The sequence below is a fragment of the Candidatus Methylacidithermus pantelleriae genome, assembly GCF_905250085.1.
Lineage (GTDB): Bacteria > Verrucomicrobiota > Verrucomicrobiia > Methylacidiphilales > Methylacidiphilaceae > Methylacidithermus > Methylacidithermus pantelleriae.
The window spans coordinates 274,169-289,739 of record NZ_CAJNOB010000001.1; the positions used below are offsets into that span (position 1 = coordinate 274,169).

Sequence of the window (15,571 nt, forward strand, 5' to 3'; positions counted from 1 at the left end):
CGGGAAATGCCAGAGATCCAACGGTAGCAGTCATCTCCAGAGCGTAGGCCATCGTGCCTGTGGTGTTCTTGCCTTGGAAGAAACGTGCTGGTCGAGATGGAGCTGCGGGAGGGCACTTCAAACCCTTGGGTAAAACGAGGCGTGTAAGACAGAAAGGTGATCTAAGAGCATCCTTCGGACCTCGGACGCGCCATTTTTCTGCACGCTCGGGCCTCTGCCTTAGGGAGAGCGACTCTTGCCGGAGTGGGGCCTCAATGCAGTGGACCCAGAAAGCTTGCTTAAGGATTCGGTAGAAAAAACTGTTTTTGGGCCGTGGGCCAGTCGAACGGTATCCAACGCAACCGGAGGCCCCTGCAGAGCGCGCCGGCTCTCATACTCTCCAGATCGTAGTTGGCCGGATGCAATCCCTGCGTTTTGCGCGGTTACTTAGTTTCCTTGTGGAAAAAGGAGGCCCTTTGGGGCAAGCGCTCCTGAAACCATGGGCCATTGTTTTCCTACCGGGGAGATGATCCAGGGCGCCGGCTGGACAAGAGTGCTTGCCGGCGGCTTACCTGCCGCGCTTTCGCCGGCAAAGGCTGGGTGGCGTCCAATAGCTTGCGCTTTCCGGGTGCTGAAGAACGAAAGACAGTCGGTTGGCTCCCGACCGGGCATCTCTTGCCTTGGCTGTTTGCTTTCCCTTTTGAATGTTTTTGCTTTCCGTCGTTGGGAATTGGCCAAGAGATAAAAGGGCCCCTGTCCCTGTTACTTCGCTCGTTCTTTCTCATGTAGAAACGAGCTTTCACTACGCCCAAGAGCAATGCCGGTCGAAGCTTGGCAGCGCAAGCCGATCCGCTGCGGGGTCGGTGGCTCGAAAAAAAGCGTCGTTCTTTTTGCAGTGCTTCCTTCGAAGCGAAGGGGAGGGGAGCGGAGGGAGGTTTTCTAGCGGACACAGTATTGGCAGTACGCTAGAATGGACGGAAACTCGCTTTCCTTCTTTTTTTCTGGGAGAAGAGAAACCCAAAAAATGGGACTTGGCCTCTTTAACACAACATCCTGCAACGGGCTCTTCCGGCTGCCTAGAGGTCCTGCTGGTCACTAACTTCAAGCACTTCCTTTACAGTTGAGATTCACACCCGGACAGTCAAAGGAAAGCCGCCCAGAGCGCTGTTTCTTCCATCTTGCGATGAAAGGCAAGCCATGGCTTTTCTCTATTGAGGGAAAAAAGAGGATCGCGTGGGATATGAACTTTGAAGACTTTGTTTCTTCGCTCCGTGATCGGGAACAACCTCCCGAGGGATTGTCCATTCCTCTCCAAGCACTGTGGTATGAGCGCAAGGGTAACTGGGAAAAAGCTCACCAGCTAGCCCAGTCGGCGTCGGACGCGGAGGCGGCCTGGGTTCACGCCTACCTTCATCGTCGGGAAGGGGACGAAGGAAACGCGACCTATTGGTATCTCCGTGCTGGCAAGGGGCGCTCGCATCAGCCACTGGATCAGGAGTGGGAAGAGATCGCCCGGGTTCTCCTGGGGGAATAGGGAAAACGTCTCCGGTACCGAGTGGTTTGTTCCCCACTGGTGTTTCGTTAGCTCTGATGGAGATGTGGACGACTCGGGATTACTCTGGAGACTTCGAGCCAGCATCCGGTTGCCAGAGTTTCGTAAAGGGGCTTTTTTGATTGGGATCAATCCCGCCATGTTTTGGATCGGTTTCTATGGTCGATGGATGGGAGTGCCTAGAGTTTGTCTTGGAGCCTCAAAAGGCGGCAGGCCGCAGGGGAAAAAGGTCTTTCTAACACATTGGGCGCTACAAAGGGGGAGCCAAGGACCGGCACCCGTCGCAGCGACTCTGGGTGAGATGGGCCCCGTTACTCAAACGTTTCCTATCGGAGTTGCAACGTTACGAAGAAACTGGGAACTTGCCGGATAACGCGACGGTTTTTTAAAAGGGATTTAAGTCGCCAGGACCCAGGGCCGCATCTCCTCATGCTCCCAAGGAAAATCCTTGCATCTTTCCGTGTAGCCCGACCCCACAGTTATTTGAACAACGAAGCGGTCCGGAAGCATAGCTTGAAACGAGCGCAACCTAAGGAACTTGATCGAGGAAAGGGAGAAAGAAACTTTTGAAAGATATAGAGCCCAAGAGATTGGGGAATCGGGTTTGATCAAGGAGAGAGTGGAACCCGTCTCGGTTATGGGTGAAAGGAAAGGGTCAAGTCCCGAGGACCCTAGGCTTATCGCTTGGTCCATCAAAACCCGAGTTTCAACTACAAGTCAGCTAAAAACCATCGTGGAGGGTGTATCGAGAAGGCCCTCCCCTTTGTAACCGGGAGGCTTTTCGTTAGCGAACAAGAAAATGAAGCCTGGGCTCGGGCCGTGGAACTCCCGGGATGGGGCGTTTCAAACGGGCCTTTTTTCCAAGCTCGCGAAATCTGGCCAAACTTGCCTCCACCGTCTACCCGAGCTTTTTCAAGAGAGGACATTGCGGTCAGTTGCCAGGAAGACGTACGAGGCGTGGTCACGAAGGGAAAAGGCCAACGCAAACAACTCATCCCGTTCGTTTTCGAGGATGCTGGAAAACCAACTTCCAGGGCCACCGTAGGCTTGAAAGGATGCCGGCGGTGGGATTTGAACCCACACCCCGTCGCCGGGACCGGATTTTGAGTCCGGCGCGTCTGCCGTTCCGCCACGCCGGCAAAAAGCCTTTAGGAAGCAGATAGAGTTATCACGAAATTTTCTTTAGATCCAGTGGGCGCTCCGGAAAGCTCTCTTGTTTATCCCTCTATGGAGGAGGGCAATCCAGGGCTTTCCCCGAAAACTCCGCCAGGTGAGCCGAAGTGGGAACGTTGCTGGGCTTCCGAGATCGCTTGTCTTCGGCTTCTTTTCGACGGGCCTTGCGTCATGACCATGTTCTAGCTAAAGGTGTAACGAGGTACAGGTCTCTGCGGGTGTAGCTCAGTTGGCAGAGCGCAACCTTGCCAAGGTTGATGTCGCGGGTTCGAATCCCGTCACCCGCTTGGTTTGTCATTCGATGTTTCGCTGCCAAACGGGGGTTTCTTCCAGCGCGCGGACTCATCTCCAGCGCTACAGTCTTGCAGATTCCTTTTTTTCTCTTTTTGGTGGAAAACTTTTTGGGTTTAGCCGTTGCCCGGCTCCTTCCCCAAGCGGAAGACATGGAGCCCCACCTCGGAACGCCCGGCAAAAAGGAATCCCGGAAAGAGGCTCCCGTGGGGTCCACGGCGTTTTGAGGTTACAAAGAGACATGGGAAATTTTGAACGAACCGCAGAGTCTGTTTCACGTGGAGAGGGGCTTTCTTAAAAAAACCGTGTTCCGAGAATTTCAGTCGGTCGGCGCCAGAAAGTTTTCCGGGACGGTGACCCTAGGCAAGGCAGTGGTCAAAAGGTCTTCCGAATCTTTTTTCCTTGGCAAATACGCGGAAAAGGGGGGTCCAGAATCACGCGAGTTGCCGGTTCTGAAGCTCAGCGGGCGTGGGAGCGGCCGGCCATCAAGCGGTTTCGTTTGTTTTGGTTACTCCACTTGAGCAAAGCTATCGAACCAGAAACACAATTCCGTGTGGGTGGCTTCTCGAAGATATTGCCTGGAGACTAGCGCATTGTTCTCAAAGCACGGAAAGAGGAGCCAGGCTTTTTCGTAGAAAGTTTGTCAAAAGAAACAAAGCAAGTGGGATCTACCTTTCCTTCGGGAGTGAATCGCACGCCTTCTTTCTCTAAGAGCTTCCTTTTTCTCTCTAGCGCTTGGCGTGAGATGCTTCCCTGATATCCCACGAGGCTTCCCCCATGGCCTACCACCCGATGACACGGAATCATGGGTGCTAGTGGGTTAGCCTTGAGGGCCTGGCCAACTGCTCGTGGAGAACGAACCCCAAGGGCCCGAGCCAGCTCACCGTATGTGGCAACGTGACCGCGGGGGATACGCTGGAGGATGGAATAGACCCGCTTCTGCCACGAGGTGAGGTGGGCAAAGGAATCAAGACATTGAGCTTTGTCTCCTGTGCACTTCATAAGGAAGCGATTCGGTGGCGGATGGTGTGATCCCCAGGCCGAGGGAAACGGACGAAAGCGAAGTTTCACAAAAACTGAGTTTTTCGCAACGTTTTCCTATGCTTTGAAAAAGGTTCTTGGCCAAGGGCATTTTTACCTGTGTCAACCGTCAGGCCCACGATGAAGCAAAGACGGCGCCGTAATCCGGAAAAACCTTCTTCCCCCAACGCAGTGCCTTTTTGGGCGCTTCTTTTAGATTCCTGAGATGGGTCTCCCCAAAAGAGATAATTAGACATTTTCCTCCGGAGGAGGGCCGCTTAGCTCCCATACCAAGCTTTGGTCAAGCGTGCGGAAGCGCGCGTTACCGGAAAGCCGCAGAAGACCGATCCAGGCAAGCCCACAGGCTAGATAGGCCCCAAACACATAAGGCGCTTGCCCAATCGCCGGGGTTCGAGCCACGAAGTGACTCGCACCGAGCGGAAGAGAAAGGAAAGCAAGGGAGCCCACGGAAGCTAGGAGATTATGAACTCTGAGCTCTTGCAGACGAAAGAGGTAGATCGGGGCTGCAAGCGCGACAAGTCCATAGGTCACCAAAAACCCATACGTCGCTACGGTTCCCAAAAAGTCATAGGCGTCATCTACTTGCATTCCGCTGAGCAAGGCCATCGGAAAAACGCAGGACATCCCGCAGCAGAAAGTCGCAGCCACATGGGGGGTCCGGTTAGCCGGATGGATCTGTGCCAAGACCCCCGGAAGGATCTCTTGACGTCCCAGTAGCAGAAGAACCCGGCTTGCGGCTGTGATGCTTGCTACGCTGCACGCGAAAAAGCTCAAAATGGCTAGCACTTGAAGAACTGGACGCACCATTCCCAAGCCTGCTGCTTGAGCAAGATCCGCTACCGTGATTTCGCCGCAGCGCCACGATTGTCCCAAAGCACGCAAACCAGCAAGCTTTGCATAGGCGATCCAGGTAAAGAAAAAGCCGGAAAGAAGCACGCTCCATAGGATGGCTTCGGGAATCGCTCTGAACGGCTTGCGCGACTCCTCACCGAGACAGGCAGCGCTTTCGTAGCCTACATAGCTAAAGATCGCCATGATCATGCCGAAGCGTAATCCTTGGAGATCGACCTTTTGCAAGCTAAGCTGCTCCCAATCAAGCCAGGCATGTTCCTTGGCCAAAAGCAGCGCTGCAATGAGGGAAAGACACAGTACCGAAGAAGCCTCAATCCAGAGCATCCACCGAACGGAAAGCTGGACGTCTTTCCATACTGTCCACCAACCGATCGCTGCCATCAAACCGAGCAGAAGAGGAAGGGAAACACTCAGACCAAGTGAACGCAAAACTTGGGCTGAATAGATCCCTGCACCCAAAAGCGTTGCCATGGCTGTGCAAAGATAGGCCAGCACAAGGCACCAGGCCCCAAACAAGCCCCATTCTGTGCCTAGTCCTCGGCCAATGTAGGCATACAAGGAACCCGACGAAGCACAGCGCTTGGCGAACTGGTTGATGTTAACTCCCACTAACCACAGCCCCAGCATGCTGATCAGGTAGGCAAACCAGGCTCCATTTCCGGCTGCGCCAAACACCAGGGAGTCTGACTCCATGGGGGTGGTTGTGGGAGCGATGCTCGCCACCGATTGGGCGAGAACCTCCGCCTGGGCCAGATAGTTAGAGCGAAGCCGCAGCGGCGAGGATTTTTTCACTCTCGTGCAGAACGCTCACACGTTGACCCGCTGCCATACCGCAAGGTCCTGTACGCGCAAAAACCTGCAATATCTCGCCCCAATGTCAATCTTGGATCTTGGAAAAAAGAAGCGTGCTTGATTGATGTGCGTTTTTGGATCGTTCAAAGGCTCTTTTTTCCCGCCAGTCGTGAGCAACTTCGAGAAAAAAATCTCCGTGCGGTGGCCACAAAGGATTTTTTTTGGGAACGGGGGAGATTGTCCACTCAACCACGCGGAAGCAAGCGCGTTTGGGTTTTCTTTTGGGACAGCTCGCCGCTACGGCACGGGTTTCTATCCCTTTGGCCTCAAAGGGTTGGGGGGAAACTCTGCCCAAACGTCTCGGTAGTAAAAGAAAGGGATCTTTTTTTCCAAGGTAGCGCCCGTCTTGGGGTAGAGTGGAACGCTAACGTAACTTCTTCAGGTTTTTTGACCTTTGTCGTTGCAGGTCGAGGAGCTCTGGAAAAGCGTGGAGGGGCGATGTGTGAAGAGATTGTGCATGGCTCGTTTTTTCATAGGGAAAATGATCGGTGTTGTGAGCTCTAGGCATGTATCTCCAGGAGGTCTCTACCGATCCCAACGGGAAGGTGGATCGGCAGGCGGGGGGTTCGGCGGCCCTACCGGGTGGGGAGAAAGGTGAAAAGCAGGAATTGGGCCAATGGGAGGCGGCTGCCGGTTGAAGCGCAAAAGCTTTTTCGCGCAAGTGGAAAAAGGGCAGAAGCTTGTCCCCCTGGAGGGCTTACAGGCGGCGCGGGAGGCGTTCGATGATGGGGGTTCGGGGTACGGGAAGAGGCGTCGCAAAGGGGGAGTCTAGAGAAAGTGCTTGCAGGGGTGAGAAGGGAGCGGAAGCCGCGGTTCGTGACAGCGGTTGCTTTTGGGGCGGATTTTTTTCCCCTTTTTCCAGTATGCGTTGCAGGAGAAAGCAAGGGGGGGTTAGCGGAACTGTGCGGAGTAGAGGAAAAGGACCTGGAGGAAGAGGAGCTATACCTGGAGAAGCATGGATGAAACGGGGGTCGGAGCTGGCTAGAAAAGAAACTCTATCTCGAGGGTCCCCTGCAGGGAACGAGTCTTGTGTTTTACGATCTCGCCCGTGTCTACCTTGAGGGGGTAGGGCCGGAGGCAATGGCCCGTTATGCACCCAGCCGGGATCACTGAGCGGATCGGCGGCAAGTTTTCTCTTCTCGATTCTGACGCATGCTTCAAGGAGTTCCGATTCCGTGGAAAAATTTTGCGGGGAAACCGGGCGGATTCGAAGAGGCTCCTGCGTTACTCGTCACACTCCAACGACGGTTGGGGATCGAAGCAAGAACTTTTCTTTTTGATGGAGGAAGGAAAAAGCCGGTCGAACTTGGAAGCACTCGAAGGAGAGGGGGCTTTCGTACGTCACTTGAGCTAAGAGAGGTCAAGCTCTAAGAGGGATTGTCGCAGTCTTTTTTAAAAGAGCGGGAGCTTTGGCTTACCGATCGACGTTAAAGTCATGGAGGTGGAAGGCAATGGGGTTCGATCGGTGATTGCCCGAAAAAATGCCCTAGGCCTTGAGCGATCGAGCCCGCCGGGAAAGCGGGGTGGCTTCTCTCAAGGAGGGATTGGCCGAAATTCCCAAGGCCTTCACGCAAAGAGCCGATTCTCTTAAACTGGGGAGCCGGGTCGGCTGGGACATTCTCTTGCCTCCAAGCCTATACATACTGTGGAGTACGGGGTCGATCCTCAGGGGCGCTTCTTGGGGGGAACGTAAAGAGAGGAGCCGATCCAAGGACAGGAAGCAATCGATGGCTGGTATCTCCTGGAGATCCATCTCTCTTGGCTGGAGGCTCCCCGGAGAGGTCCTCACTCAATTATAAGCGACTTGCCGAGGTTGAATCGCGCCTTTTCCCCAGCTCAAAAGCTTCCTGGAAGTGTGTCCCGTGGATCACTGGCGAGCGGTGAGGCGAGTCCGCAATCGCAATCCCGATCTTTTTTGGCCTGCGGGCTCACGCCGCCCGGCTCCGAGTCCAAAACGAGTCTCAAGGGGCTTCCATAAAGAAGTCTTCCAAACTCCTTCGTTGCCTTTCATCCACTCGGGGAGCGCGGCTTTTCTCCGAAAGTAGATTCTAGGACGGCCGAATGCTTTGGGAACTGCCCGGAGAAGGAGACCGAGCTACTGCAAAAAAGGTGGGCCTACTCTCTCTTTTTTTCTCTCGGGCCCAAGTGGACCACATAAGCAGGAGAAAAACCATTCAATCGTTCGGCTAGAGTCATTTACCTGCAAAGAGTGTCGAAGGTAAGCTAGAACTTCGTCGCAGGCGATGTTCGACCCAGTGGGCCGGACGCTCATTGTGACCGAAGTGGTTCGACCATTTGGTTCACTGCAGGAAACTCAAGTATCTATCCTTGTCGTTAGAGGCGAGGCAATGCCGTGTGTGGGCTACTAGGGACCAAAAAACGCCCGTGTATCTTCAAGACATGTCCGAACGCTTTTTTTGAAATCTCTTGGCTTCTCGGTGGGATCGCCTTTAGGTTTACCTTCCTCTTGGGAAGATCTTCGCGCGGTTTCGGTAACGGTGTAACCATGGGCAGCTTGCTTGAAAGCGCCCGCATGATTGCCGCGTCAGAGGTGGAGAAAGCAGAGAAACAGAGAAAAACGATCCAATAAGATTGAGGTCGCTGAGAAGTTCCTTTCCGCGGAATTGGTTCTTTGGAGAAAACCACCCGATGGAACCCAAACCTGGGTAGGCTCTTTTTGTAAGGGATTTTGGGGCCAACGGCGCGGAAAAAGAGAGAAACTCCACTTCCTAGAAAACTTTCCGGCACAACGGTGCAAAGTGGGGTAGGTCTTGAGTTTGGGTAAGAAAGTTTTTCAGCCGGCTGCTAGCGCTTCAGCCCCTTGTAAAACCAGGCGGCGGGCTACCGCCACGGGATCGCTCGACTGAAAGAAACTTTTCCCCAGAACACAAACATCCGCACCCGCTCGAGCGACAAGGCCAAGATTTTCCTCCGTGATCGCGCCTTCCACAGCGATCTCAAAGCGAAGATTGTGGTTCTGCCGGTAGTCTCTTGCCTGACGGATTTTTTCCACCGTTTCCGAAACGAAACAGTCGGCATACAGCCCGGGATGGGAAGTCAGGATAAGAAGCTGATCCAAATACGGTAAAAACGGGACAACCTTCGAAAAGAGAGTTAGGGGAGAAAGGGCTAGCCCGCTGCGACATCCCATGCCCCGCACAAGTTCCAGGGTTTTTTCCGGTCGATGGTGTGCTTCTAGGTGAGAAATAACGAGATCAGCTCCGACCTCGATAAAGCTACGAGCGTAGCGATCCGGCTGTTGGATGAGAAAGTGTACGGCTAAGGGCAACGAAGTAACTCGGCGCAACGCGCTCACCAGCTCGACTCCGCAACCGAAGAACGGGACAAAGTGTCCATCGGCAACATCCACGTGCAGCCCCGTGATTCCTGCTTCTTCGGCAAGGCGCACCTCGCTTTCCAGGTGAATCAGGTCGGCTGCCAGGATAGCTGCGTACAGTTGGATCACTTTCATGGGCCGGAGCGCCTCTCCACCAGTTCAATTTCGTACCCTTCCGGGGCATCAATGAAGGCAAATCTTGTTCCCGAGGAACTTTCGGTCGGCCCTTCACTCAGAGGGAAACCTAGCTTGGCCGCGTGCTCTGCAAAGTCGCTTAAGGAATCCACTTCAAAAGCTAAATGGACAAGGTCAGGCGGGACCTGTACCGGTCCGGAGGCTGGATAATGGCAAATTTCCAAAAGTTCTTCGCTTTCGGGTGCCTTAAGAAAGACTAGGGTCGAACCCCTTGGAGAAGTGGACCGGCTCACTTCGATGAGCCCGAGCACCTCCTTATAGAAGCGAACGGTACGATCCAGGTCATTCACACGGAACCGCGTATGAAGGAGTTTCCGAACCATAGCCTTCCAAGATTACAATGTAACACGAAATTCGGTTTTAGGATCCAGCGCCATGAGAAAGGCCTGGATCCATTCGGCAGCCCGCTCAATATCTCCCAGGTGCACGGCCTCGACCGGGCTATGCATATAGCGGTTGGGAATCCCAATGGAGACCGTCGGGATTCCCCCCCGTTCCGTAAAGATCGCATCCGCGTCGGTCCCTGTACGACGGGGATCCACGTTCCATTGAAAGGGAATTTGATGCTCTTCTGCTATGCGTTGGAGCCGCTCCACCAAACCTGGATGGTTCGCGCTGCCCCGACTAAGAATCGGACCGGCGCCTAAACGAATCTCGCCAAACTTCTTTTTGTTTGCAATCGGTATATCCGTGGCGTGTCCCACGTCGATCACAATTGCCGCATCTGGTCCAACCGAATAGGCGATCATCTTGGCTCCATAAAGCCCGTTTTCTTCCTGGATGGTAGAAGCCGCCACCACACAAGCCCACAGGGAATCCCGGCGTTCCATGCACAACCGGAGGACTTCGGCCGCCACGAAGCTGCCGACACGATTATCGCACGCTCGACCCACCCAGATGTCACCGGTCAACGGTTCGAACCGATCCACGTAAGTAATGAGATCTCCAATACGAATCCGCTGCAGGGCCTCCTGCCGGTTCCGGGCTCCAATATCAATGAAAAGCTCGTGCCATTGGGGAATTTCAGGCTTTTTGTCCCTTTCTTGCATGTGGATGGCCAGGGAACCAATCACCCCCAAAACCTCTTCCCCATCGTGGTGAATGTACACTCGTTGTCCCCTAGCAAGAGCCGGATCGGAACCACCGACCGGTTGGAAGTAAATAAACCCTTCCTCGTCGACGTACTGTACCTGAAATCCAATTTCGTCTACATGACCGCAAACCAGGATCTTCGGTCGCCCCGCTGGATTAAGGATGGCTAAAGCGTTTCCGTACGCGTCGGTCCGGACTTCGTCTGCCCAGGGGCGAACGTAATCGAGCCAAAGCTTTTGCCCAAGGTATTCGCCGCCTGCAGGACTGGGGGTATCAATGAGGTCTTTAAGGAATTGGAGCGACTCCGGGCGCATCGCTTCGCCTTTCTCCTGCGATGCCTTCTTTGCTCAAGAACCGACCGTTTCGGGAAGAGTTTTCCGATCCAATTTGCTTCCCACAAGCTGGTTCTGCCAGTTGCCCTACTCAAGCGGAGGGCTCAACTCTTGTCCCACCATTTCATTTCTGGTTCGCCACCCCTCGATGGCCAGAGGGAGAAGCGAAACCGCGATAATCCCCAGGACTATCCACTCAAAATGACCACGCACCCAGGGAAGATTGCCGAAAAAAAAGCCACCTAATAACATCCCGCCGACCCAAGCCAGCGCGCCGAAAACGTTGAAAAGAAAAAAGCGCACGTAACGCATCCTTCCAATACCAGCAACAAAGGGGGCAAACGTCCGAAGAATGGGAACGAAACGCGCCAAAAAAATCGTCTTGCCTCCATGCCTTTCGTAAAAACGTTGGGCCCGGTACAGATGCCGTTTGTTCAACCACCGGCCTGTCTCCCGATGAAAGATCTGAGGACCGAGAAAAGCCCCAAGGGCATAGTTTGCACTGTCCCCCAGGATGGCCCCCACGACGAGAGACGGGAAAAGGAGCCCCATTTCCAGCCATCCTTCGGCCGCCATTGCCCCCGCCGTAAAAAGAAGAGAGTCGCCCGGAAGAAAGGGGGTAACCACCAGACCCGTTTCGCAAAAGATGATCAAAAATAACAGGAGGTAAGCTAAAAGCCCGTATCCGCTAAAAAGATCCCGAAGATAAGCTTCCATGAGGTCGCCCTAGCTAGATTAGCTTTGCCCGGAGAGAGGTCCCTTTGTCAAGATTCGCCAAACTCTTCCTCCTCCTGCTCAGGAATTGGCTCAACTAGCTGGGAAAGAGCTGCCTTGGGAGGTTTTCCCTCATAGAGGATTTGGTAGACCTCGGTGGCTATCGGTTTGCGGACGTTTTCAAACCGGGCAGCCCGAACCACACTCTTGGTGGTAGGATATCCTTCCACAACACTGCCGATCCTTTGGAGGGCAAGGTCCACAGGGAGCCCCTGAGCGACAAGTTTTCCCAGACGGCGGTTTCGGCTTTGATCGCTTGTGCCGGTAAGAAAGAGATCCCCCACCCCTGCTAGCCCTCGAAAGGTCGCTGGTCGAGCTCCGAGCCGTCGACCCAACCGGGTCATCTCTGCAAGGCTTCGGGTAAGAAGTGACGCCAGCGCGTTATCTCCCAACCCCAAGCCCACACAAATCCCTCCAGCAATCGCGTAGACGTTTTTGAGGGCCCCGGCTAGCTCAACCCCGATAAGGTCGGTTGACCGGTAGACACGGTAGCGGTGGCAATGCAGGATCCTTTGAAAGAGCAAAGAAACTTCTTCCCGTTCGGCGGCAACCACGGCAGCGGTCGGGAGTCGCTGTGCGATTTCAGATGCAAAGTTAGGGCCAGACAACGCGCCCACACTGGTATTTTCGCCCCACACTTGGCGGACAATCTCGCTCGGACGCAGGGCTTCGGGTAGCTCCAGGCCTTTTGCCAGCGAAAGGATCGGGCAGGCGGGAGGGGGAAATCGGACGAGCGTCTGTCGGAAGTGTTGGACAGGAAGGGCTAGCAAAAGAGCGTCCAGCGGTTGAGGCCACCGTCGGTCGGTGTGGTGCCGAAACTCAACGTCGTAGCCCTTTTCCTCGAGAAGCGCAGCGACGCATCGGCCCCATTGCCCGGCTCCAAGAATGCAGATTCTCATAGAGCCGTTAAAACCGGTGTTCTTGACCTGCTAGCAACCGGCCCAGGTTGGGACGGTGCTGCCACAACACAAGCGCCGTTCCCAAGAAGGAAAATCCCCATAGCCAGACTCTTCCCGGATAGAAGAAACAACTGGCTCCCAGGATAGCGGCAGCCGCACCGAGGGACGCAATGGAGACAACCCGTGTTGCAAAAAAAAGGGCTATCCACACAGGGATTCCCACCCAAAGCGTTTGGGGAAGGCAAGCAGCCAGAACCCCGGTTCCTGTTGCTACGCCCTTTCCCCCTTTTCCTCCAAGCCACGGGCTAAAACAATGGCCCAGCATGGCGGCCAGCCCCGCTAGTGCACAGAAGCTGTCCTGCCAAAAGGGCTCCAGACCCAGAGGGAGGAAAAACTTCCCCGACCACGGGATGGCAAATCCTTTAAGAAAGTCCAAAAGAAAAACCAGCAAAGCCCATCGGATTCCCAGGGTTCGAGCCACGTTAGTAGCTCCAATATTTCCGCTTCCCTGCGACCGGAGGTCGATCCCCATTCGTTTCGTGATGAGGAACCCAAAGGGTATGGAACCAAGAGCAAACGAGACACCGGTTCCTAGCACAATCCAGAGGGCTTTCATCATCGTCCCCCTTGCAGAAGTGACTCGGGACGGAGTGCCCGCTGCCGCAGCCAATGATCGGCCAGAACGATCCAGGTCATTGCCTCCACAATAGGGACGGCCCGAGGGAGAACGCAAGGGTCGTGGCGACCCCTTCCTTGGAACTCAACTTCTTGCCCCTCGACCGTGACCGTTTTCTGCGGTTTCGCAATCGTGGCCACCGGTTTAAAGGCGACCCGGAAATAGATCTCTTCCCCGTTGCTAATCCCTCCCTGGATTCCCCCGCTATGGTTGGTTCGTGTTCGGGGCCGATCTCCCTCTTGATAAAACGGATCATTATGTTCGGAACCTCGCATGCGCGTTCCGGCAAAGCCGCTTCCTACTTCGAATCCTTTGGAAGCAGGAAGACTGAGCATGGCCTTGGCAAGATCGGCATCCAGCTTATCAAAGACTGGTTCCCCAAGACCGGGCGGTACCCCTCGGACAACACAACTAATGATTCCTCCTACCGAATCACCTTCCTTTCGGGCTTGCTCGACCAACGCCAGAGCCTCTTGGAGGGTTTTGGGGTCGGCCCAGCGCAAGGGGTTAGCTTCTACCAGCTCGGGATCTACTTTTTCGCAGGGCACCGAAGCATCGAGCGGCCCGACGGAGGAGACAAAGGCTGTCACTCGGAGCGAGGGGCAGACTTCTCCCAGAAAGCTCGCAGCCACTGCGCCTGCGGCGACCCGTCCTACCGTTTCTCGTGCTGAGGCTCTTCCGCCCCCTCTCCAATCCCGGATCCCATATTTGGCCTGGTACGTGTAGTCGGCGTGGGATGGGCGGTACAGGTGGGCAAGAAGTGCGTAAGCTTCCGGTCGAGCGTCCTCGTTGGCTACCCAGATCAAAATGGGTGTTCCGAGAGTCTTTCCCTCCCAGACACCTGAGAGGATCTGGCAACGGTCGGTCTCCTTCCTGGGGCTGGTGAGCCGGCTTTGGCCGGGCCGGCGCCGATCCAACTCCCGCTGGATCCGCTCCTCGCTAAGAGTAATGCCAGGGGGACAACCGTCAATCACGACCCCGACACCTGGGCCGTGAGACTCTCCCCATGTGGTGACCCGAAAGACAACGCCAAAGCTACTTGCCATAAGAAAAGATTTGGGCTTGTTCTTCCTAAAAAGCTTTTATGTCTACCATCGCTCCTCGCATGCTCGATCGCGTTCCCTCCCACCCCAACCGCCATCCCTTACGCCATCTGGTGCTGGTGGGAATGATGGGAGCCGGTAAAACAACGGTAGCAGAAGCGCTGAGCCGAGGCTACGGGCTTGTCTTGTACGACATTGACCAATGGATTGAAAAGGAAGAGGGACGATCCATTAGCAGAATCTTCTCGGAGAGCGGGGAGGCATATTTTCGACGGAAAGAGATGGAGATTTTGGATCGTATCCTGGCGTTGCCCCCCGGTGTCATCGCCACGGGAGGAGGGACTTTTGTAGGGGAGACGAATCGAGAAAAACTTTTGAAAAATGGCTTAGTCGTCTATCTAGAAGCCTCAGCCCAGGCTCTTTGGGAGAGAGCAAAGAACGCGGATCGCCCCTTGCTTCAGGGAGGCAAAGCTTCGTTTGAATCTTTTCAACGGATCCTCCAGGCTAGAACTCCCTTTTACGACAAGGCTCACCATCGAGTGTGGGTCGAGGGGCGTTCGCCGGAATCGGTCGCTGGTGAAGTTTGGGAGCTTTATTGGGCTAACGAAGGTAGCCTGCCTTGAAGGTCAGCTCGATTGGCATTTTCGGGGGAGGGCGAATAGCTCAGGCGCTGGCGGACGGGTTGGCGAGGATGGCCCCCGATGAGCTTGAACGGGTATATGTGTCAGCGCGCTCGCCTGTGACGCTTTCCCATTGGGAGAAGTGGGTAGACCGGTCACGCCTTTTTAGCCCGGCGGGTAATGCCGTTTTGGCCCGGCGGTGTGACGTCCTGCTTTTATCCGTCAAGCCCAAAGACTTGCCACAGCTGCGGGCAGAAATGGGCGAGATTGTTCCTCCCAAGCTTATCGTTTCCCTGGTGGCCGGGCGATCGCTCCGGTTTCTGGAAGAACTTTTTGGGTGCGATGTTTCCCTAGTCCGTGCCTTACCGAATGTCGCCGTGGCCGTGGGGAAAGGACTCACGGCCTGCGCCGCCGGACCGGGAGTGGAACCATCGTCGTTGGAGTGGGTGTTAGGATTTTTTGGCCGGCTAGGCCGGGCGATCCTTTTGGAGGAGCGCCTCCTGGATCCTTTTACCGTTTTGGCCGGTTGTGGACCGGCTTACGGATTTTTGTTTCTCTCCCTCTTGACGGAAGCGGGTATGGCCTTAGGATGGGACGACTCAGAGAGTCGAGCCTTTGCAGTGTCGCTATTGGACGGGGTGGTGGGACTATCCGAGGCATATCCCTCTCTTGGTTGGGAAGAATTCGTCCAATGGGTCCGAAGCCCGGAAGGAGTTACCGACACCGTTTGCCGGCAGTTAGAGAGGGGCCGGTGGCGCGAATCGTTTTTGGAGGCGATCCAAAAAGGAGTCGAAAAATTGGTTCAAATGCAAAAAGAGGCGGGGGATCGGAGGGTTTAACTTCGGCTAACTGCCGTGGAACCT

General features: G+C 55.0%; 14 protein-coding genes and 2 tRNA genes. 6 read left to right on the forward strand and 10 right to left on the reverse strand.

Translation table 11 applies throughout. The features are described from left to right. Positions 1-1,219 precede the first annotated feature (1,219 nt). Complete coding sequence (locus tag KK925_RS01190) at positions 1,220-1,513, forward strand: hypothetical protein (protein WP_174581761.1); 294 nt, start codon at positions 1,220-1,222, stop codon at positions 1,511-1,513. A gap of 1,074 nt (positions 1,514-2,587) precedes the next feature. On the opposite strand, the gene KK925_RS01195 is transcribed toward KK925_RS01190, so the two are convergent. Further along, positions 2,588-2,670: transfer RNA gene (locus KK925_RS01195), tRNA-Leu, on the reverse strand. A 248-nt stretch (positions 2,671-2,918) separates the two neighbouring features. Between KK925_RS01195 and KK925_RS01200 the strand changes: the two genes are divergently transcribed. Beyond that, positions 2,919-2,991: transfer RNA gene (locus tag KK925_RS01200), tRNA-Gly, on the forward strand. Between the two features lie 589 nt (positions 2,992-3,580). Here KK925_RS01200 and KK925_RS11370 read toward each other — a convergent pair. Together KK925_RS11370 and KK925_RS01210 are read right to left on the reverse strand one after the other, a co-directional pair. Next, positions 3,581-3,997, reverse strand: a complete 417-nt coding sequence (locus tag KK925_RS11370) for an MGMT family protein (protein ID WP_407929023.1) — start codon at positions 3,995-3,997, stop codon at positions 3,581-3,583. 267 nt (positions 3,998-4,264) lie between these two features. After that, positions 4,265-5,680, reverse strand: coding sequence for an APC family permease (locus KK925_RS01210; protein WP_174581763.1), 1,416 nt, complete (start codon positions 5,678-5,680; stop codon positions 4,265-4,267). 566 nt (positions 5,681-6,246) lie between these two features. On the opposite strand from KK925_RS01210, the gene KK925_RS11215 reads away from it, so the two are divergent. Together KK925_RS11215 and KK925_RS01215 are read left to right on the forward strand one after the other, a co-directional pair. Beyond that, on the forward strand, positions 6,247-6,378 hold the full coding sequence (locus KK925_RS11215) for a hypothetical protein (protein WP_268905617.1): 132 nt from the start codon (positions 6,247-6,249) through the stop codon (positions 6,376-6,378). 178 nt (positions 6,379-6,556) lie between these two features. After that, positions 6,557-6,703 (forward strand): hypothetical protein, encoded by a 147-nt coding sequence (locus KK925_RS01215; RefSeq protein ID WP_174581764.1) that lies wholly within the window; start codon positions 6,557-6,559, stop codon positions 6,701-6,703. A gap of 1,831 nt (positions 6,704-8,534) precedes the next feature. Here KK925_RS01215 and KK925_RS01220 read toward each other — a convergent pair. The 7 genes from KK925_RS01220 to aroC all read right to left on the reverse strand — a co-directional run bounded on the left by KK925_RS01220 (position 8,535) and on the right by aroC (position 14,091). Next, a complete protein-coding gene (locus KK925_RS01220) occupies positions 8,535-9,212 on the reverse strand; it encodes a ribulose-phosphate 3-epimerase (RefSeq protein WP_174581765.1) in 678 nt (225 codons plus the stop codon). Continuing rightward, positions 9,209-9,595 carry a VOC family protein gene (locus KK925_RS01225; protein WP_174581766.1) on the reverse strand — a complete coding sequence of 129 codons (387 nt, stop codon included), beginning with the start codon at positions 9,593-9,595 and terminating at the stop codon, positions 9,209-9,211. The genes KK925_RS01220 and KK925_RS01225 overlap by 4 nt, the downstream gene beginning before the upstream one ends. A 12-nt stretch (positions 9,596-9,607) precedes the next feature. After that, a complete protein-coding gene (locus tag KK925_RS01230; RefSeq protein WP_174581767.1) occupies positions 9,608-10,678 on the reverse strand; it encodes a M42 family metallopeptidase in 1,071 nt (356 codons plus the stop codon). Between the two features lie 105 nt (positions 10,679-10,783). Beyond that, entirely contained in the window at positions 10,784-11,413 is a 630-nt protein-coding gene (locus tag KK925_RS01235) for a VTT domain-containing protein (RefSeq protein WP_174581768.1), read from the reverse strand. 47 nt (positions 11,414-11,460) lie between these two features. Beyond that, a complete protein-coding gene (locus KK925_RS01240; protein ID WP_174581769.1) occupies positions 11,461-12,369 on the reverse strand; it encodes an NAD(P)H-dependent glycerol-3-phosphate dehydrogenase in 909 nt (302 codons plus the stop codon). A gap of 7 nt (positions 12,370-12,376) precedes the next feature. Then, positions 12,377-12,985 carry a glycerol-3-phosphate acyltransferase gene (locus tag KK925_RS01245; RefSeq protein ID WP_236027799.1) on the reverse strand — a complete coding sequence of 203 codons (609 nt, stop codon included), beginning with the start codon at positions 12,983-12,985 and terminating at the stop codon, positions 12,377-12,379. Then, positions 12,985-14,091 carry a chorismate synthase gene (gene aroC / locus KK925_RS01250; protein WP_174581771.1) on the reverse strand — a complete coding sequence of 369 codons (1,107 nt, stop codon included), beginning with the start codon at positions 14,089-14,091 and terminating at the stop codon, positions 12,985-12,987. Before aroC ends, KK925_RS01245 begins: the two co-directional genes overlap by 1 nt. A gap of 38 nt (positions 14,092-14,129) precedes the next feature. Between aroC and KK925_RS01255 the strand changes: the two genes are divergently transcribed. After that, positions 14,130-14,711: a shikimate kinase gene (locus KK925_RS01255; protein WP_174581772.1), complete on the forward strand. Its 582-nt coding sequence runs from the start codon at positions 14,130-14,132 to the stop codon at positions 14,709-14,711. Next, positions 14,708-15,547: a pyrroline-5-carboxylate reductase family protein gene (locus tag KK925_RS01260; protein ID WP_174581773.1), complete on the forward strand. Its 840-nt coding sequence runs from the start codon at positions 14,708-14,710 to the stop codon at positions 15,545-15,547. The genes KK925_RS01255 and KK925_RS01260 overlap by 4 nt, the downstream gene beginning before the upstream one ends. The last annotated feature ends 24 nt before the right edge of the window (positions 15,548-15,571 follow it).